This window comes from Cobetia sp. 4B, assembly GCF_018831605.1.
GTDB lineage: Bacteria > Pseudomonadota > Gammaproteobacteria > Pseudomonadales > Halomonadaceae > Cobetia > Cobetia amphilecti.
The window spans coordinates 658,131-675,691 of the sequence record NZ_CP059843.1 but is presented as its reverse complement, the minus strand read 5'-3'; the positions used below and the strand labels follow the sequence as shown (position 1 = coordinate 675,691).

At 64.7% G+C, this 17,561-nt stretch carries 13 protein-coding genes; 4 read left to right on the top strand and 9 right to left on the bottom strand.

Annotated features, from left to right (window positions below; genetic code table 11):
* Nucleotides 1-13: 13 nt before the first annotated feature.
* The 6 genes from prpF to H2O77_RS02810 form a co-directional block, all read right to left on the bottom strand.
* Nucleotides 14-1,282 (bottom strand): 2-methylaconitate cis-trans isomerase PrpF, encoded by a 1,269-nt coding sequence (gene prpF, locus H2O77_RS02835; protein ID WP_215823865.1) that lies wholly within the window; start codon nucleotides 1,280-1,282, stop codon nucleotides 14-16.
* Nucleotides 1,279-3,981, bottom strand: coding sequence for a Fe/S-dependent 2-methylisocitrate dehydratase AcnD (acnD, locus tag H2O77_RS02830; RefSeq protein ID WP_215824468.1), 2,703 nt, complete (start codon nucleotides 3,979-3,981; stop codon nucleotides 1,279-1,281). Before acnD ends, prpF begins: the two co-directional genes overlap by 4 nt.
* 67 nt (nucleotides 3,982-4,048) lie before the next feature.
* On the bottom strand, nucleotides 4,049-5,191 hold the full coding sequence (gene prpC, locus H2O77_RS02825; RefSeq protein WP_215823864.1) for a 2-methylcitrate synthase: 1,143 nt from the start codon (nucleotides 5,189-5,191) through the stop codon (nucleotides 4,049-4,051).
* Nucleotides 5,192-5,373: 182 nt separating this feature from the next.
* Nucleotides 5,374-6,285, bottom strand: coding sequence for a methylisocitrate lyase (prpB, locus tag H2O77_RS02820; RefSeq protein ID WP_043333964.1), 912 nt, complete (start codon nucleotides 6,283-6,285; stop codon nucleotides 5,374-5,376).
* A gap of 73 nt (nucleotides 6,286-6,358) precedes the next feature.
* Nucleotides 6,359-7,138: a GntR family transcriptional regulator gene (locus H2O77_RS02815; RefSeq protein WP_043333965.1), complete on the bottom strand. Its 780-nt coding sequence runs from the start codon at nucleotides 7,136-7,138 to the stop codon at nucleotides 6,359-6,361.
* 370 nt (nucleotides 7,139-7,508) lie between these two features.
* A complete protein-coding gene (locus H2O77_RS02810; RefSeq protein WP_215823863.1) occupies nucleotides 7,509-8,381 on the bottom strand; it encodes an alpha/beta hydrolase in 873 nt (290 codons plus the stop codon).
* Nucleotides 8,382-8,623: 242 nt separating this feature from the next.
* Here H2O77_RS02810 and pabB point away from each other — a divergent pair, with 242 nt between their 5' ends.
* Entirely contained in the window at nucleotides 8,624-10,075 is a 1,452-nt protein-coding gene (pabB, locus tag H2O77_RS02805) for an aminodeoxychorismate synthase component I (protein WP_215823862.1), read from the top strand.
* A gap of 215 nt (nucleotides 10,076-10,290) precedes the next feature.
* Nucleotides 10,291-10,917 (top strand): phosphoadenosine phosphosulfate reductase family protein, encoded by a 627-nt coding sequence (locus H2O77_RS02800; protein ID WP_215823861.1) that lies wholly within the window; start codon nucleotides 10,291-10,293, stop codon nucleotides 10,915-10,917.
* A gap of 179 nt (nucleotides 10,918-11,096) precedes the next feature.
* On the opposite strand, the gene cysB is transcribed toward H2O77_RS02800, so the two are convergent.
* On the bottom strand, nucleotides 11,097-12,068 hold the full coding sequence (gene cysB, locus H2O77_RS02795) for an HTH-type transcriptional regulator CysB (protein WP_043333969.1): 972 nt from the start codon (nucleotides 12,066-12,068) through the stop codon (nucleotides 11,097-11,099).
* Between the two features lie 176 nt (nucleotides 12,069-12,244).
* On the opposite strand from cysB, the gene H2O77_RS02790 reads away from it, so the two are divergent.
* The gene (locus H2O77_RS02790) at nucleotides 12,245-13,021 is read left to right on the top strand and encodes a sulfite exporter TauE/SafE family protein (protein ID WP_043333970.1); all 777 of its coding nucleotides are present in this window, start codon (nucleotides 12,245-12,247) and stop codon (nucleotides 13,019-13,021) included.
* A gap of 250 nt (nucleotides 13,022-13,271) precedes the next feature.
* Entirely contained in the window at nucleotides 13,272-13,595 is a 324-nt protein-coding gene (trxA, locus tag H2O77_RS02785) for a thioredoxin (protein WP_043333971.1), read from the top strand.
* Nucleotides 13,596-13,729: 134 nt separating this feature from the next.
* On the opposite strand, the gene H2O77_RS02780 is transcribed toward trxA, so the two are convergent.
* Both H2O77_RS02780 and H2O77_RS02775 read right to left on the bottom strand, forming a co-directional pair.
* Nucleotides 13,730-15,013, bottom strand: a complete 1,284-nt coding sequence (locus tag H2O77_RS02780; RefSeq protein ID WP_240548691.1) for an AI-2E family transporter — start codon at nucleotides 15,011-15,013, stop codon at nucleotides 13,730-13,732.
* Nucleotides 15,014-15,351: 338 nt separating this feature from the next.
* Nucleotides 15,352-17,163, bottom strand: coding sequence for an acyl-CoA dehydrogenase C-terminal domain-containing protein (locus H2O77_RS02775; RefSeq protein ID WP_192838534.1), 1,812 nt, complete (start codon nucleotides 17,161-17,163; stop codon nucleotides 15,352-15,354).
* Between the last annotated feature and the right edge of the window lie 398 nt (nucleotides 17,164-17,561).

Below are 17,561 nucleotides of genomic sequence, written 5' to 3'. Positions count from 1 at the left end.
GCCAATACCGGCGCTAGCGCATCAAGGTCTCCGCCGGCACCCGCACCCAGCCTTCCATCAGGATACGCGCGCTGCGACTCATCACGGCCTCACTGACGGTCCATTCGCCCTCGCCTTGCTGGCCGTCACTGACCTGACCCGAGGGTGACTGACGATGGGCACTCGCGCCGACCCTGAGCGTGCCGGAGGGATGTCCGAAGCACACCGAGTCACGCGCGGTGCCAGTCTGTCCGGCCCCAGACTCAGCATCGGCCCCGCCAGCGGCGGCAAGATTGACCAGCGTGCCGGGTACCGCGGCCGCCGCGGCGATGGCGACGGCCGCGGTGCCCATCATGGCGTGATGCAGCTTGCCCATCGACACGGCGCGAATCAGCACGTCGATCTCGTCGGCCTTGATCTCGCGACCACTGGAGACGACGTGATTCACCGGCGGTGCCACGAAGGCGACCTTGGGGGTGTGCTGACGTCTGGCGGCCTCGCCCAGCTCCTGGATCAGCCCCATGCGCAGTGCGCCGTGGGCGCGCAATGTCTCGAGGCGCGCGAGGGCCTCGCCATCTGCATTGATCGCTTCCTGCAGTTCGGTGCCCTGATAGCCCAGATCGCGGGCAGCGACGAAGATGGTCGGGATGCCGGCATTGATCAGGGTCGCCTGGATTCGCCCGCCCGCGACCACCGATGCCGGCACTTCCAGCGTATCGACCACATTTCCGGTGGGGAACATGCTGCCCTCGCCAGCGGCGGGGTCGCGGAAGGCGACCGCCACTTCGGCGGCCGGGAAGGTCACGCCATCGAGGGCGAAGTCACCGCTTTCCTGGACGCGCCCTTCGCACATCGGCACCCGCGCGATGATGGTCTTGGCGATGTTGGCCTGCCAGATACGCACCTCGGCGATGCCATCACGCGGCAGGCGCTCGGCCGGCACCAGGCCCTTCTCGATGGCGAAGGGCCCGACCGCCGCCGAGAGATTGCCGCAGTTGCCGCTCCAATCGACGAAGGGCGAGTCGATGGAGACCTGACCGAACAGATAGTCGACGTCGTGGTCCGGCTGTTCGCTGCGACTGATGATCACCGTCTTGCTGGTGCTGGAGGTCGCGCCCCCCATGCCATCGATCTGCTTGGCGTAGGGGTCGGGGCTGCCGATCACGCGCAACAGCAAGGCATCACGCGCCGGGCCCGGCATCTGCGCCGCTTCCGGCAGCTCATCACGCAGGAAGAACACGCCCTTGCTGGTGCCGCCACGCAGATAGGTGGCGGGAATCCTGAGCTGTGCCTGCTGGCTCATGCCGTCACCTCCGCCGCCGGCTCGCCCGGTGCCTGGGAGCTCAAGAAATCTTCGGCGAAGCGCTGCAGCACGCCGCCCGCCGAGTAGATGGAGACTTCCTCACGGGTATCGAGACGGCAGGTGACCGGCACGCGCTCGAGCTGGCCAGCCTTGTCACCGGCGGTACGCTCGATCACCAGCGTGAGCTCTGCCCCCGGCGCCGGCTCGCCTTCGACGGCGTAGATCTCGCTGCCATCCAGCGCCAGCGTCTTGCGCGTGGTACCGGCGGCGAACTGCAGCGGCATCACGCCCATGCCGACCAGATTGGTGCGGTGGATACGCTCGAAACCTTCCGCGACGATGGCCTCGACGCCCGCCAGCCGCACACCCTTGGCCGCCCAGTCACGCGACGAGCCCTGGCCGTAATCCGCGCCCGCGATGATGATCAACGGCTGCTTGCGCTGCATGTAGGCCTCGATGGCCTCCCACATGCGTACCACCTTGCCTTCCGGCTCCAGGCGCGTGAGCGAGCCCTGCTTTATCTCGCGCTTGCCGTCCGCCCCTTCCACCACGGCCATCTCGTTGATCAGCTTGGGATTGGCGAAGGTGGCCCGCTGCGCGGTGAGGTGATCACCACGGTGAGTGGCGTAGGAATTGAAGTCCTCCTCCGGCAGGCCCATCGCGGCCAGATACTCGCCCGCCGCACTGCTGGCCATGATGGCATTGGAGGGCGACAGGTGATCGGTGGTGATGTTGTCCCCCAGCACCGCCAGTGCCCGCATGCCCTTGAGCGTCGGTGCGCTGGCCAGGCCGCCTTCCCAGTACGGCGGACGACGGATGTAGGTGCTCATCTCGCGCCAGTCGTAGAGCGGACTGGTCGTGTCGTCGCGATCCTGACGGGCCTCGAACATCGGGATGTAGACCTGACGGAAGTGGTCCGGCTTGACGCTGGAGCCGACGATGGCGTCGATTTCCTCGTCGCTCGGCCACAGGTCCTTGAGCATGATCGGCGAGCCATCCGGCGCATGCCCGAGAACATCCTTCTCGATGTCGAAGCGGATGGTGCCGGCGATGGCATAGGCGACCACCAGCGGCGGCGAGGCCAAGAAGGCCTGCTTGGCATAGGGGTGGATACGGCCATCGAAGTTGCGGTTGCCGGACAGCACCGCGGTGGAATAGAGATCACGCTCGACGATTTCCTGCTGGATCGCCGGGTCCAGCGCACCGCTCATGCCATTGCAGGTGGTGCAGGCGAAGCCGACGATGCCGAAGCCGAGCTGTTCGAGTTCCGGCAGCAGTTCCGCCTCTTCCAGATACAGCTGCACGGCCTTGGAGCCCGGCGCCAGCGAGGTCTTGACCCACGGCTTGCGCGTCAGCCCCAGCGCATTGGCGCGTCTGGCCAGCAGGCCGGCGGCGATGACATTGCGCGGATTCGAGGTGTTGGTGCAGCTGGTGATGGCGGCGATGATCACCGCGCCATCCGGCATCAGGTCGCGCCCGTCCTCGTCCTGCTCATGCTCGATCACCCCGGAGATGCCGCGTGCGGCCAGTTCACTGGTCGGCACGCGACTATGCGGATTGGAGGGGCCCGCCAGGGTGCGCACCACCGAGGACAGGTCGAAGGTCAGCTCGCGCTCATATTCCACCGCGCCTTCGATATGGCCGCTCTCGTCGGCCCAAAGCCCGGTCTCACGCGCGTAGCGCTCGACCAGCGCGATGTTCTCCGGCTCACGCCCGGTCAGCGTCAGGTAGTCCAGCGTCTGCTGGTCGATGTAGAACATCGCCGCCGTGGCGCCGTACTCCGGCGTCATGTTGGAGATGGTGGCGCGATCGCCCAGGGTCAGGCTGGCCGCGCCTTCGCCGAAGAATTCCAGATAGGAGGAGACGACCTTCTCGGCGCGCAGGAATTCGGTCAGCGCCAGCACGATGTCGGTGGCGGTGATGCCCGGCTGCGGACGCCCGGTGAGGCGCACGCCGATGATGTCCGGCAGGCGCATGTAGGAGGCACGCCCCAGCATCACGCTCTCGGCCTCGAGCCCGCCGACGCCGACGGCGATCACGCCCAGCGCATCGACATGCGGCGTGTGACTGTCGGTGCCCACCAGGGTATCCGGGAAGGCGACCTGATGGCCCTTCTCATCGGCGCGCGACTCGATCACCGGCGACATCCGCTCCAGATTGATCTGGTGCATGATGCCGTTGCCCGGCGGAATCACGTCGATGTTCTCGAAGGCCTGACGCGTCCAGTCGATGAAGTGGAAGCGGTCTTCGTTGCGCCGCTCCTCGATGGCGCGATTCTTGGCGAAGGCGTCCTTGTCGAAGCCGGCGTGCTCCACCGCCAGCGAGTGGTCGACGATCAACTGGGTCGGCACCACCGGATTGACCTTGGCCGGGTCTCCGCCGCGCTCGGCGATGGCATCGCGCAGACCGGCCAGGTCGACCAGCGCGGTCTGACCGAGGATGTCATGGCACACGACGCGCGCGGGGTACCAGGGGAAATCGAGATCACGCCGACGTTCGATCAATTGCACGAGGCTGTCACGCAGCTGATCCGGCGGGCAGCGACGCACCAGGTTCTCGGCCAGTACGCGTGAGGTATAGGGCAGACCGGCGTAGGCGCCGGGGGCGATGTCTTCCACGGCGGCACGCGCATCGAAGTAGTCGACCGGGGTACCCGGTGACGCCGTGCCAGGCAGGGGTTTGCGATACTCGGTATTCATGGGCATCCGGACTCATCAGGCGGTCAAGAAAACGATCGGCCAGCACGCTGACTGGCCGAGGAAAGGGTCAGTCGCGCTGCTCGATGGGCAGCCAGTCGCAATGCTCCGGGCCGGTGTAATCGGCGCTCGGGCGGATGATGCGATTGTTGGCGCGTTGCTCGAAGACATGCGCCGCCCAGCCGGTCAGGCGTGAACAGACGAAGATCGGCGTGAACAACTTGGTGGGAATGCCCATGAAGTGATAGGCGCTGGCGTGGAAGAAGTCGGCATTGCAGAACAGCTTCTTCTCGCGCCACATCACGGCTTCGACGCGCTCGGAAACGGCGTAGAGCTGAGTGTCGCCCACATCCTCGGACAGCTTGCGTGACCACTCCTTGATGATGGCGTTGCGCGGGTCACGTTCACGGTAGATGGCGTGGCCGAAGCCCATGATCTTCTCGCGACGTTCCAGCATGCCGAGAATCTCGCGCTCGGCTTCCTCCGGTGAGCGCCAGTGCTCGATCATCGCCATCGCCGCCTCGTTGGCACCGCCATGCAGCGGTCCGCGCAGCGAGCCGATGGCCCCGGTCACGCAGGAATGCAGATCGGAGAGCGTCGAGGCGCAGACACGCGCGGTGAAGGTCGAGGCATTGAACTCGTGCTCGGTATAGAGGATCAGCGAGGTATTCATCACCGCGGCATGCAGATCGCTGGGGGCCTCGCCGTGCAACAGGTGCAGGAAGTGCGCGCCGATGGAGTCGTCATCGGTCTCGGTGTCGATGCGCACGCCATCATGGCTGAAGCGATACCAGTAATTGATGATCGACGGGAACACCGCCAGCATGCGGTCGGCCTGGTCGGACTGCTCATCGAAGCTCTCTTCGGTCTCCAGATTGCCGAGCATCGAGCAACCGGTGCGCATCACGTCCATCGGGTGAGCGCTGGCCGGAATCTGCTCCAGTACCGCCTTCAGGGCATCCGGCAGACCACGCAACCCCTTGAGGCGCGTGATGTAGGCGTCCAGCTCAGAGCGATTGGGCAGCTTGCCCTTGAGCAGCAGATAGGCGACTTCTTCAAAGCTTGCGTGGGCGGCGAGATCCTCCAGATCGTAGCCGCGATAGCGCAGGCCGGAGCCGGTCTGGCCGACGGTGCACAGGGCGGTCTCGCCGGCACTCTGGCCGCGCAGGCCGCTGGAGGCACTAGGGCTCGGGGTAGCGGTGGTATCTGACATGGCGCGATCTCCTTGGCAGTGACGTCATTGAGTTGTTCTTTTTCTTGTAGGGCATAAAGCGTCAAGCCCCTCGCCGGCCAGGCGTTTGCCAGCGAGGGAGAAACGGTCGGGCCGGAAGTGCCGGCCCGTGAAGCCAGTGGCCTCCTGATGCGAGACATGGCGTCCGTCTCGAGCGTCTGGCATCAATCCTTGCGGCTTTCGGCCTCGAACAGGGTGTCCAGCTTCTGCTCGAAGGTGTGGTAATCGAGGAAGTCGTAGAGCTCCATGCGGGTCTGCATGTCGTCGACCACATCCTTCTGGTCACCCTTGTCGTGGATGTTCTGGTAGACCTTGAGGGCGGCGGCGTTCATGGCGCGGAAGGCGGACAGCGGATAGAGCACCATCCGACAGCCGACGTCGCCCAGCTCGCGCTGATTGAACAGCGGCGTGGCGCCGAATTCGGTGATGTTGGCCAGAATCGGCGCGTCGACGCCCTCGCAGAAGGCGCGGTAGTCCTCGAGGGTATGCACCGCCTCGGCAAAGATAGCGTCCGCCCCGGCCTCGACACAGGCATTGGCACGCGCCACGGCGGCCTCGAGCCCTTCCTTCTGGAAGGCATCGGTACGCGCGATCAGATAGAAGTCGTCATCACGGCGGGCATCGGCGGCCGCCTTGATGCGGTCGACCATTTCCTGACTGGAGACGATGGCCTTGTTGGGGCGATGTCCGCAGCGCTTCTGGGCGACCTGGTCTTCCAGATGCACGGCCGCCACGCCGGCGCGCTCCATCTCCTGAATGGTGCGTGCGATGTTGAAGGCGCCGCCCCAACCGGTATCGATGTCCACCAGCAACGGCAGCTCGCTGGCGGCGGTGATGCGGCGCGCATCTTCCAGCACGTCATTCATGCTGGTCATGCCCAGGTCCGGCAGGCCGTAGGAGGCGTTGGCCACGCCGCCACCGGACAGATAGATCGCCTGATGCCCGACGCGCTCGGCCATGATGGCGGTATAGGCATTGATGGTGCCGACGATGGGCAGCGGACGATTGGCTTCCAGCGCCGCGCGGAAGCGGGCGCCGGGGCTTGGCAAGGCGGTGGAACTCAGATGGCGTGACATGACATCTCCCGGGCTGGGCCCATGACGGGGTTGGAATTGTTGGTGGTGATCCGGTCGCAAGCGGTGTGGCAGCTCACTCCTCTCCCTGCTCTTCCTTGAGCGTGGCGGCATAGCGGCGGGCGACGTTCTCCCGTGAGGCGCTGACGTGGCGGCGCATCAGCAGCTCCGCCAGCTCCTCGTCGCCGGCCTCGATGGCATCGACGATACGATGGTGCTCGACGAAGGCCTTCTGCGGACGTGAGCCACTGGCGCTGAACTGGGTGCGATACATGCGCACCAGGTAATAGAGGTCGTCGCATAGAATCGTCATCAGCATGTGGTTATGGCTGCCGAGGACGATCTGATAGTGGAAGTCGAGATCGCCTTCCTTCTGGAAGTAGGCGGTGCCGGTCTTGAGGTCCGACTGCTGCTCGTGGGTCTTGAGCACGCTGCGCAGCCGCGTGACCTCCTCCTGCGTCATGTGCCGCGCCGCCAGACGCGCGGCCATGCTCTCCAGCGCCTCACGTACGTCGAACAGCTCCAGCAGCTCGGTCATCGAGAGCTTGACCACCCGCGCGCCGACGTGGGGCACGCGCTCGATCAGGCGATGGACCTCGAGACGACGCATCGCCTCACGCAGCGGGCCGCGCGAGATGCCATAGGCCTGCGCCAGCCCCGGCTCGGTGATCTTGCTGCCCGGTGCCAGCTCGCCGCGCACGATGGCGTCCTGCAGCTGGTGGAAGACGCGCTCGGCCAGGGTGCGCACCTCAGGCGTCGGAGCACTCGCGGAGGCGGTGTGGCCTGCCTGCTCGGCAGTGGCGCCGCGCGCGAGGCTTCGAGCGGTGGTGGCATTGTGAAAGGCATCGGTGGTCATGGCGGTCAGGCAATCCGGCTGGACAAGGGGCTGAGACAGGACAATGGCGATGAGGGACTTTCAGCACCATTGTCGACAATTATTCAATGACTGCCAGACTAGCCAGCGAGCCTGAGTGGGTCAAGATGCAATCCGCCAAATCCTCTACACCTTTGGCGTAAGAGAGCTGGCATGCGCTGGACAAAAGGCTGCCAGAACAAGGACGAACCGCCTGAGACGCCGCCATGCCAGTCTTCCCACGCCGCCAGGCCAGAGGCACTCCAGCCGCTAGCGGCCGAGACGAAAGACGCCCCGCCAGCACAGGCTGACGGGGCGTCTTGAGTCTCAATGCCAGACCGTTCATCGGTCGGCTTGTCGACAATCACGCGTTTTATACGAAGCTGAGCTCCGCGCCGATGCGGCGGGGTTTCTGGAAAGGCAGCGAGTGATCGGTGCCGGGGATTTCCAGCGACTGCCAACCCGCATGACGCTCGGCCAGCAGGCTGTGATAGTCGCGCAGGGTCTGTGGACTCTTGCCGCCGACCAGACTGCGCACCTCGCTGCCGGAGGCCAGCACGTCGGCCAGCAGTGCCTCACGGTCGATCTCGCGCACGGCATGCGTGACACAGTCCAGCGCATTGGCGAAGCCTAGGTGGCGATGCGCCAGTCGCGCCACCATCATGCGCTCGGCGCGCGGGTTGCGCGTACGATGCGGCGAGATGAGGTCGAGGAAGGCGGTGATGCCCGCCTCGGGGCTTGAGGCTTCACGCATGGCGCGCGCCGCTTCGGCATAGCCGTCACGCACCTTGAGCATGGTGGCGTGGCATTCGCGCTCCAGCAGTGCCGGCTCCAGCAGACTGATGTCGCCGACCTTCACCTCCGGGCGCTCGGCGCGCAGACGCTGGACGAGGCGCATGGCGACCAGCCCGCCGAAGCTGTAGCCGATCAGGTCGAAATGCGTGATGCGCTGGGTCTCGATCAGCGCCATCACGTCCTCGACCACCTGCTCGAGAGTGAAAGGAGGCTCGACACCCTGCGGCGCCAGCGTCTGCCCCATGCCACGCAGGTCCGGGATGATCAGCTCATCATGGGCCGTGAGATGCCCGACCAGCGGTGCCCAGGTCAGCGTGCCGGCCACGCCCGCGCCGTGCAGCATCAGCAGTCGACGTCCGCCCTGTGCGTCATGCCGCTTGAGACGCTGCCAGAAGATGTTCTGATCGGGACGTGACAGCAGATGTTGGCCATGTTCGAACTCGGGATGCATGCAGGGGCTCCGGTGGGGTGCCAGGGGCTGGGCAAGAGACTGGGCAAGAGGGCTGGGCGAACGTCAGCACGTGCGTCAGGGCAGTCATCGATGACGGCGCAGGGCGTTCAGAGGCAGGCACCTTAATCAGCGCACGGGAGAACGGCAAGCCGACAAGCCAGCCCCTCACCGGAATCCGCACGCATGGGCGGACAAAACGCCTTCGGATGCCTAGAATGCCCTGTCCGCCAACGGAAGCTGTCATGACCATCTCGCTCGAAATCAACGCCCTGCCCTACGCCCTCGCCGCCGAGGATGAAGCCTCCACGCTGTCGCGCTTCGCACGCCTGCGCTCACGTCCCGACGCCGTGCTGCTCGACAGCGGCCAGCCGTCGCTGGCCGGTGGCCGCTTCGACATCATCAGCAGCGACCCGCTGGCCGTACTGGAGCAAGGTCCACACGGCGGCACGCTCACTGGCCCGCTGCCGGAGTCGATGCGTGACCTGAGCCAGTTCAGTGAAGCGCTGGAGCGCCTCGCCCGCCTGCCGGTGATCGAGGCCCAGCGCCAGCTGCTGACCCTGCTGCCGCAGACGCTGGCAGGCGAAGAGCTCGCCCGGCACGACCTGACAGCCGAAGACCTGCCATTCATCGCCGGCCTGCTGGGCTACTGGAGCTACGACTTCGGGCGCGCGCTGGAAGACCTGCCCGCCACGACCGAGGACGATATCGCGCTGCCCTGGGCGCGTCTGGGTCTCTATGACTGGGCATTGATCAGTGACCATCAGCGCCAGCAGAGCTGGCTGATCGCCTCGCCCCAACGGCGCCGGCAGGTGCTTGAGTGGCTGGAGCAACCGGCACCGCGCAGCGCCGACTTCGCCCTCGACACCCCCTTCGCGCCACTGCTGGACCGCGCGGGCTACGGCGCACGCTTCCGTCAGGTGATGGAGTATCTGCACGCCGGTGACTGCTATCAGATCAACCTGACCCAGCGCTTCTCCGCCGACTGCAGTGGCGACAGCTGGGATGCCTACCAGCGCCTGCGTCAGGCCACGCCGACACCTTACGCCGGCTATCTGAGCTGGCAGGACGCCAAGGGCGAGGAGATGGCGATCGTCTCCGTCTCGCCGGAGCGCTTCGTCGAGGTCAATCACCGCGCGGTCGAGACCAAGCCGATCAAGGGCACCCGCGCACGCGGTGCGACGCCGGAAGAGGACGCGCGGCTGGCCGCCGAGCTGCTGGAAAGCTCCAAGGACCGCGCCGAGAACGTGATGATCGTCGACCTGCTGCGCAATGACCTGGGCCGCGTCTCCGCGCCCGGCAGCGTCAAGGTGCCCTCACTGTGCGCGCTGGAGAGCTACGCCAACGTGCACCATTCCGTCAGTACCATCACCAGCACCCTGGATGAAGGGCGCGATGCGCTGGACCTGCTCGGCGCCGCCTTCCCCGGCGGCTCCATCACCGGCGCGCCCAAGATCCGCGCCATGCAGATCATCGAGGAGCTGGAGCCGGTGCGCCGCAGCGCCTATTGCGGCAGCCTCGGCTATCTGGATATCCGCGGCCACATGGATACCTCCATCGCGATCCGCACGGCGGTGATCGCTGAGGGCCAGGTGCATCTGTGGGGCGGCGGCGGTCTGGTCGCCGACTCCGAGGAAGAGGCCGAATACCGCGAGAGCCTGGCCAAGATCCAGCGCCTGATGGAAGCGCTTGGCTGACAGGCGGCGTTATAAGGCGTCATGAGCGCCATAACTCGATGGCATATAACGTTCGAACGAATTCGTATTGGGGAAGCAGTGCCTGCCTTTGATAGGGTAGGCGCATTCCTGCACGTCTCCTTGAGCGCTACCCGCCTCTGCTGATGACCTTTCCTGGCCATTGATCAGCCCTGCGCCCCGCTCCATCGGACGTGCCCTCGTTCTGGAGACTCCTCATGTCCGATACCTTCGATCTCGCCCGCATCAATGCCGAATTCGGCAACGACCCGGAAGCCCTGACCCGCTGGGCTCTGTCGCTGGACAAGCACGCCATCTGCACCACCAACTTCCGTCCCTTCGAGGCGGTGATTCTGCATATGGTGACGCGCTTCCGTCCTGAGATCCCGATCGTGTGGATGGACAACGGCTACAACACCGATGCCACCTATCGCTTCGCCGATGAAGTGACGCGCAAGCTGAACCTGAACCGCATCATCTATCTGCCGCAGCGCACGCGCGCCCACCGTGAAGCCGTCGATGGCCTCACGCCGCATATCGATGACCCGCGCCACGAAGCCTTCACCCGTGAAGTGAAGCTCGAACCCTTCGAGCGTGCGCTGCGCGAACTGAACCCCGAGATGTGGTTCACCGCCGTGCGCGCCAGTGACACCGCCTTCCGTGCCGGCATGCAGCCGGTCTCGCTGAACGGCGATGGCCTGATCAAGGTCGCCCCGGTGCTCAACTGGTCATCCAAGCAGATGCACGAGTATCTGGTCGCCCACGACCTGCCCAACGAGTTCGACTACGTCGACCCGACCAAGGCGGAAGACAACCGCGAGTGTGGCCTGCACCTGGCACACTGAGCCCTGTGGTTGACGCTGTGCGCTCGAGCCGCCCAGCCAGCAAAAAGCCCGCCTCTCAGGAGGCGGGCTTTTTCATCTGCGCTGTGACAGATCTGGCGAGCGGCACTCAGTCCACCGACACTGTCCACCGACACTCAGTCCACCGACACTCAGTCCACCGACACTCAGCCCACCGGGACTCAGCGCACCGGCAGCTCGATGTCGTGGAAGATCTCGTGCTCGTGGCGCGGGCCGGCGGCCAGTGCCGCTTCAACACGCTCGCGCGTCAGGTGCGGTGCGAAGCGCTCGACGAATTCGAACATGTAGCTGCGCATGAAGGTGCCGCGACGGATGCCGATCTTGGTCGTGGAGCTCTCGAACAGATGCGTGGCGTCCAGCGCGACCAGGTCCTCGTCGGCCACCTCGTCCACCGCCATGTGCGCGACGATGCCGATGCCCATGCCGAGACGCACATAGGTCTTGATGACATCGGCGTCCGAGGCGGTCAGCACCACGTTGGGCGCCAGGCCATGGGACTTGAAGGCATCATCCAGCTGGCTGCGCCCGGTGAAGCCATAGGTGTAGGTGACCAGCGCATAACTGGCCAGCGACTCGAGGGTCAGTTCCTCGCCATTGGCCAGCGGATGATCCTTGGGCACCAGCACGCAGCGGTTCCAGCGATAGCACGGCAGCAGGATGAGGTCGTTGAACAGCTCCAGCGACTCGGTGCAGATGGCGAAATCGGCCTGACCTTCACTGACCATGTTGGCGATCTGCTTCGGCGTGCCCTGCTGCATGTGCAGCGCGACATCCGGGTACTTGCGCGTGAAATCGGCGATCACCGGCGGCAAGGCATAACGCGCCTGGGTGTGCGTGGTGGCGATCGACAGGCTGCCGCGACGGTCGTCACTATGCTCCTGGGCGACGTGCTTGATGTTCTCCACCGTGCGCAGCACCTGACTTGCCAGCTCGACGATGGACTCGCCGGCCGGGGTCACCCGCGTCAGGTGCTTGCCACTGCGTGCGAAAATTTCGACGCCAAGCTCATCTTCCAGCAGACGAATCTGCTTGGAAATGCCCGGCTGGGAGGTATACAGACTTTGCGCGGTGGCGGACACGTTCAGGTTGTGGCGGGTGACTTCCCAGATATAACGCAACTGCTGGAGTTTCATGCGGCTTCACTCTCCTGAGAAGCACCATCGACGCGACGCGGCGTGACAGTGGCCCGGACATGGCCGGTCACCTTGCTAAGATGATCGGGCGATAAAATCATGAATAATGATTCCTTTCGGGAATATACGCTCAAGAGTAGATTGGCGACAGTAACCTGACAAGGGGGTAGGTAGGGATGGAAGTCACACAACTGCTGCTATACGTGCTGGCAGGCGCCGGAGTGGGTTTCGCGGTCGGTGTCACTGGCGTGGGCGGCGGCTCGCTGATGACGCCCCTATTGTTGATGTTCGGCTTCCCGCCGCACATCGCCGTGGGCACCGACCTGCTCTATGCCTCCATTACCAAGGCGGGCGGCGCCTTCGCGCACCATCGTCAGGGCCATGTGGACTGGACCATCGCCCGGCGCCTGGCCATCGGCTCGCTGCCGGCGGCGCTGTTGACGATTGCGGTCCTGCATACCTTCTTCACTGACCCCACCGCCTACGCGGGCCTGATAAAGGGCATGCTGGGCGTGATGTTGATCCTCACCGCCGGCGTGCTGCTGTTCAAGAAGCGCCTGCTGGGGCTGATCAGCCCGGAAAGCTTCATCGTACGCCACGCGGCACCGCTGACCGTGCTGTCAGGCATCGTGCTCGGCGTGTGCGTCACCCTGTCCTCCGTGGGTGCCGGCGCCTTCGGTGCTGCCGTGTTGATCATGCTGTTCCCGCTGTTGAGCACCGCGCGCATCGTCGGCACCGATATCGCTCACGCGGTCCCGCTGACACTGGTCGCGGGGCTGGGTCACCTGTGGTTGGGCAATGTCGACTTCCTGTTGCTCGGCGCGTTGCTGGTCGGCTCACTGCCCGCCATCAGCCTGGGCGCACGCCTGACACGCCACATGCCCAGCGGCCTGCTGCAGGGCCTGCTGACGACACTGCTGCTGGGGCTGGGCATCCGTTACGCCTTCTTCTGAGCTCTCCTTGCTGCGGGATCCTTCGCACAGGCAATACCAAAGTCGGGGCAGGCAATCCACATTGCCTGCCCCGTTGCTATTCCCTCAAACCAATAAAACAGCTATAAAAACACTAGCGATCATAACCCCGTGCTATTGAGCCGATGGACAATGCCCATTTGTCAGTGATGCAAAGTGGCGCTACCATCGGACGCAGCCTGCATGTCCGGCAATGCCGCAGACAGCGAAACGAATCCCCTGGAGAAACAAGATGTCCAATCACGTCGATGTCACCGGCGCCAACTTCGAACAGGAAGTTCTCAACGCTGAAGCCCCGGTCCTGCTGAAGTTCTGGGCCCCGTGGTGCGGTCCGTGCAAGATGATGGCGCCGGTCGTCGAAGAAGTCGCCAACGAGAAAGGCGAAGGCCTGAAGATCGTCAACGTCAATGTCGATGACGCGCCGGAAATCGCTGCCGAGCAAGGCGTGCGTGGCGTGCCGACCGTGATCCTGTTCAAGTCCGGCGCCAAGGTCGCCTCTCTGGTCGGTGCCCAGTCCAAGGGTCAGCTGAGCCAGTTCATCGAGCAGAACCTCTGAGTCGACTTGCTGACAGGTGACTGCCCCGCCAGTCACCGCGCACTGATTCGATAACCAAAGGCCCCGTCACGCACAGCGTGACGGGGCCTTTGGCATTCTGACAGCGGGTCATCCACGCAGAGCTGGCCCGTAGGTCACTCCTCCGCCAAGCGTCGGCGACGGCGTATCCTGCGCACGGAGGGGCCCAGCAGGCGCGCCGCCCAGCGCGTGCCCGGGTGCGAGTCGAAGGCGATCTTGAGCGTCATGGTGATCGGCACCGACAACAGCATGCCCACCGGCCCGAACACCCAGCCCCACACCACCAGCGACAGGAAGGCGGCCAGCGTCGACAGCCCCAGGGTGCGCCCCATCACGCGCGGCTCGATCAAGTTGCCGAGAATGAAGTTGATCGCCAGATAACAGCCGCCCAGCATCAGCGCCTTGACCGCGCCGCCTTCCGGCATCACCAGCGTCAGCAACACCGCAGGCACCGCGGCCAGCGCCGAGCCGATGTTGGGGATGTAGTTGAGGCAGAAGGCCAGCGTGGCCCACAGGAAGGCGAACTCCACATCGAGCACCAGACAGCTGATCGCGACCAGTCCCCCGGTCACGAGGCTGATCAAGGTCTTGACCGCCAGATAGCGGCGCAGCGTCAGCGAGAACAGCGTGAAGCGGCGCAGACTGACATGCGGGCTGCGCAGCGTGCTGATCAGTTTGTCGCGCAGTGACAATGCCTCATAGAGCAGGAAGGTGGCCGTCAGCACGATGATGACGCTCGAGGACAGAAGCCCCCCCAGCCCGGTCAGCAGGTTCGGCACCCACTGGGTCAACGAGGCCGGATCGACCAGCTCGCTGAAACGGGCCGGCGCGATGGATACGCCACTGTCCGCCAGCCATTCCAGCATGCTCTGATACTGTTCGCGCAGGCTCTCCTCAAGCTTGGGCATCTCATCGCTGAACAGGGTGAAGCGCGAGACCAGCAGCGCCGTCAGCGACGAGAACAGCACGCAGACCGTCAGGATGACGATCGGCACCCCGAAGCGTTGCCCGATGCCGTGACGGGCCAGCCAGCGCACCGGCGCATCGCAGACCGCAGCGACGAACACCGCCAGCAGCAGCGGCACCACCAGGTCCGCCGCCAGCTTGAGGCCGCCGATGATGATGACCACTGCGGCCATGCCGACCAGCAAGGGGTGAATCTCCAGCGCGCGGCGCACATTGGGCGCATGGCGAGAACGTCCGGAGCGTTCGAGCGCCTCCTGCTGACGCTCGTCGCGTGGCACCTGCATGCGTGTCACGGCCTCCTCGATGGAAGTGCCCTCACTGACGCTGCGTGGCTCGCCAACGCTATCGTCGGGCGCTTGCGCATCGGCCATCTGCGCCTCGGGCGGCACTTCCTCGTGTCGCGATCTTTCGTCAGGCGTATCGTTCGCGTGCATCTTGCGCCACCTATCCTGTCAGTGCTTGCCATCAGTACTTGCCATCAGTACATGCGCGTCGCTGCCCCGCGGGTTGCTCGGGACAGCCTTCGATGCGCCTATCTTGGGCGCATGCCTGTCACAAGCCAAGACTGAAACGAGATTGATTGCTCGTGTCGGGGAAAACCCGCGCCTCCCTCAAGACGCACAAAAAAATGGGGAGACCGAAGTCTCCCCAAGGGTACCGAGTCAGAGCGCACTGACTGGAGGCATAAGACACGACTGTTGCCGATACATCGAACTGCTGAGCCTTGAAGCTGCTGTAAGGCTTGAAACTGCTGTCAGGCTTGAAACCGTCATCAGATCTCGAAGCCGCTGCCGAAGCCTTCCACCGTCGGCGCCATCAGCGTCTCGCCACCGGCACGAATCATCGCGGCATGGCCTTGCGTGCGCGGCAGGATGCGCTGGAAGTAGAAGCGCGCGGTATCCAGCTTGGCCTGATAGAAGGCAGCGTCCCCTTCGCCGGCCGCCAGCGCGGCCCTGGCCGTCTCGCCGGCCCGCGCCCACAGGTAGCCCAGCGTGACGTAGCCGGCATACATCAGGTAATCGACACTGGCCGCGCCGACCGCCTCGCGGTCCTGCATCGCGCCCATGCCCACCGCCATGGTCAGCTCGCCCCATTCGCGGTTGAGCTCGGCGAGCGGATTGGCAAACTCGCTGCCTTCGCTGGCCTGACAGAACTTGTGGATCTCCTTGGTGAAGACCTTGAGCGATTCGCCCTGGCTCATCAGGATCTTGCGGCCCAGCAGGTCCAGCGCCTGGATACCGGTGGTGCCTTCATAGAGCAGAGTGATGCGCGCATCGCGCACGAACTGCTCCATGCCCCACTCCTGAATGAAGCCGTGGCCGCCATAGACCTGCACGCCGTGATTGGTCGCCTCGAAGCCGGTCTCGGTCAGGAAGGCCTTGACGATGGGCGTCAGCAGGCCGAGCAAGGTATCGGCACGCGCCTTGTCTTCGCTGTCCGGGGCGTTCTCGACGATGTCATTGAACTGGGCGGCGTACATCACCAGCATGCGCCCACCCTCGGCGATGGCTTTCTGGGTCAGCAGCATGCGGCGCACGTCCGGATGCACGATGATCGGGTCGGCTGCCTTCTCCGGCGCCTTGGCGCCAGACAGGGCACGCATCTGCAGACGGTCACGCGCATAGCTCAGCGCATTCTGGAAGCTGGCCTCGGCCAGCGCCACGCCCTGGATCCCCACGCCGAGACGCGCGGCATTCATCATGGTGAACATGCAGGCCAGTCCCTTGTGAGGCGGACCGACCAGATAGCCTGTGGCGGAGTCAAAGTTCATCACGCAGGTCGCGTTGCCGTGAATGCCCATCTTGTGCTCGATGGAGCCACAGCTGACGCCGTTGCGCTCACCGGCCTCGCCATTGGCGTCGGGCAGGAACTTGGGCACCACGAACAGCGAGATGCCACGCGAGCCTTCCGGAGCATCCGGCAGCTTGGCCAGCACCAGATGCACGATGTTCTCGGAAAGGTCGTGCTCACCGGCCGAGATGAAGATCTTGGTGCCGCTGATGCGGTAGCCCTTGCTGCCATCGCTGTCATCCAGCGGCACGGCGCGGGTCTTGATCAGCCCCAGGTCCGTGCCGCAATGCGGCTCGGTCAGGCACATGGTGCCGGTCCAGCTGCCTTCGACCAGCTTGGTCAGATAGGTCTGCTTGAGCACCTCGCTGCCGTGATGCTCGAGTGCATTCATCGCGCCATGCGAGAGGCCCGGATACATGCCCCACGACAGGTTGGCGGAGGCGACCATTTCCGAGAGCACCATCGCCAGTGACGGCGGCAGACCCTGACCGCCATGCTCCGGTGAGGCAGCCAGACTCGGCCAGCCGCCCTCGACATACTGCTGGTAGGCAGCCTTGAAGCCGCTCGGCGCCTTGACCTCGCCGCCCTCGAAGGTACAGCCCTCGCGATCGCCCGACTGGTTCAGCGGCGTCAGCACCTCGTGCGCGAAGCGTGCGCCCTCCTCCAGGATGGCGGTCACGATATCGTCGCTGGCCTCATCGCCACCCGGCAGGCTGGCATAGTGCGCGGGATAGTCGAGCAGCTCATTCATCACGAAGCGGATGTCGCGCAACGGCGCCTGATAGTCCGGCATGCTTTACTCCTTGAGCCGTCGCGACGCGGCGGCGCTGACCTGAACAACGACAGGTGGCGGCAGGACGCTTGTCAGGCGGCGCAGCACTCACTCGAGCAATGAAGAAGCGAGTCGCTGGCGGCGAACAGGTCTGACGCAACACTATCAAACATGTGTTTGAAATTAACGCCTCCTTCGCCATACCGTCAAGCGGTCGTTTGATTTCTGACCTGCGACATTGGTGGCAAGCCCTGTCTCATCAGTGGCAAGCCCTGCCTCCAGGCCGCGCCGCGCGCACGGCAGGCACAAAAAGACACACACTAAAAAACAGACACAAAAAAGCCCGACCGCAGCCGCGATCGAGCAATATCTCCCCCAGAGATAACCTGTCCTGCAAGATTCCTTGTGTACCGTGCTCT

Excerpts from the sequence above, each read along its gene's own strand:
- prpF (WP_215823865.1), bottom strand. The coding sequence starts at position 1,282 with ATGAGCCAGCAGGCACAGCTCAGGATTCCCGCCACCTATCTGCGTGGC.
- acnD (WP_215824468.1), bottom strand. The coding sequence starts at position 3,981 with ATGAATACCGAGTATCGCAAACCCCTGCCTGGCACGGCGTCACCGGGT.
- prpC (WP_215823864.1), bottom strand. The coding sequence starts at position 5,191 with ATGTCAGATACCACCGCTACCCCGAGCCCTAGTGCCTCCAGCGGCCTG.
- prpB (WP_043333964.1), bottom strand. The coding sequence starts at position 6,285 with ATGTCACGCCATCTGAGTTCCACCGCCTTGCCAAGCCCCGGCGCCCGC.
- H2O77_RS02815 (WP_043333965.1), bottom strand. The coding sequence starts at position 7,138 with ATGACCACCGATGCCTTTCACAATGCCACCACCGCTCGAAGCCTCGCG.
- H2O77_RS02810 (WP_215823863.1), bottom strand. The coding sequence starts at position 8,381 with ATGCATCCCGAGTTCGAACATGGCCAACATCTGCTGTCACGTCCCGAT.
- pabB (WP_215823862.1), top strand. The coding sequence starts at position 8,624 with ATGACCATCTCGCTCGAAATCAACGCCCTGCCCTACGCCCTCGCCGCC.
- H2O77_RS02800 (WP_215823861.1), top strand. The coding sequence starts at position 10,291 with ATGTCCGATACCTTCGATCTCGCCCGCATCAATGCCGAATTCGGCAAC.
- cysB (WP_043333969.1), bottom strand. The coding sequence starts at position 12,068 with ATGAAACTCCAGCAGTTGCGTTATATCTGGGAAGTCACCCGCCACAAC.
- H2O77_RS02790 (WP_043333970.1), top strand. The coding sequence starts at position 12,245 with ATGGAAGTCACACAACTGCTGCTATACGTGCTGGCAGGCGCCGGAGTG.
- trxA (WP_043333971.1), top strand. The coding sequence starts at position 13,272 with ATGTCCAATCACGTCGATGTCACCGGCGCCAACTTCGAACAGGAAGTT.
- H2O77_RS02780 (WP_240548691.1), bottom strand. The coding sequence starts at position 15,013 with ATGCACGCGAACGATACGCCTGACGAAAGATCGCGACACGAGGAAGTG.
- H2O77_RS02775 (WP_192838534.1), bottom strand. The coding sequence starts at position 17,163 with ATGCCGGACTATCAGGCGCCGTTGCGCGACATCCGCTTCGTGATGAAT.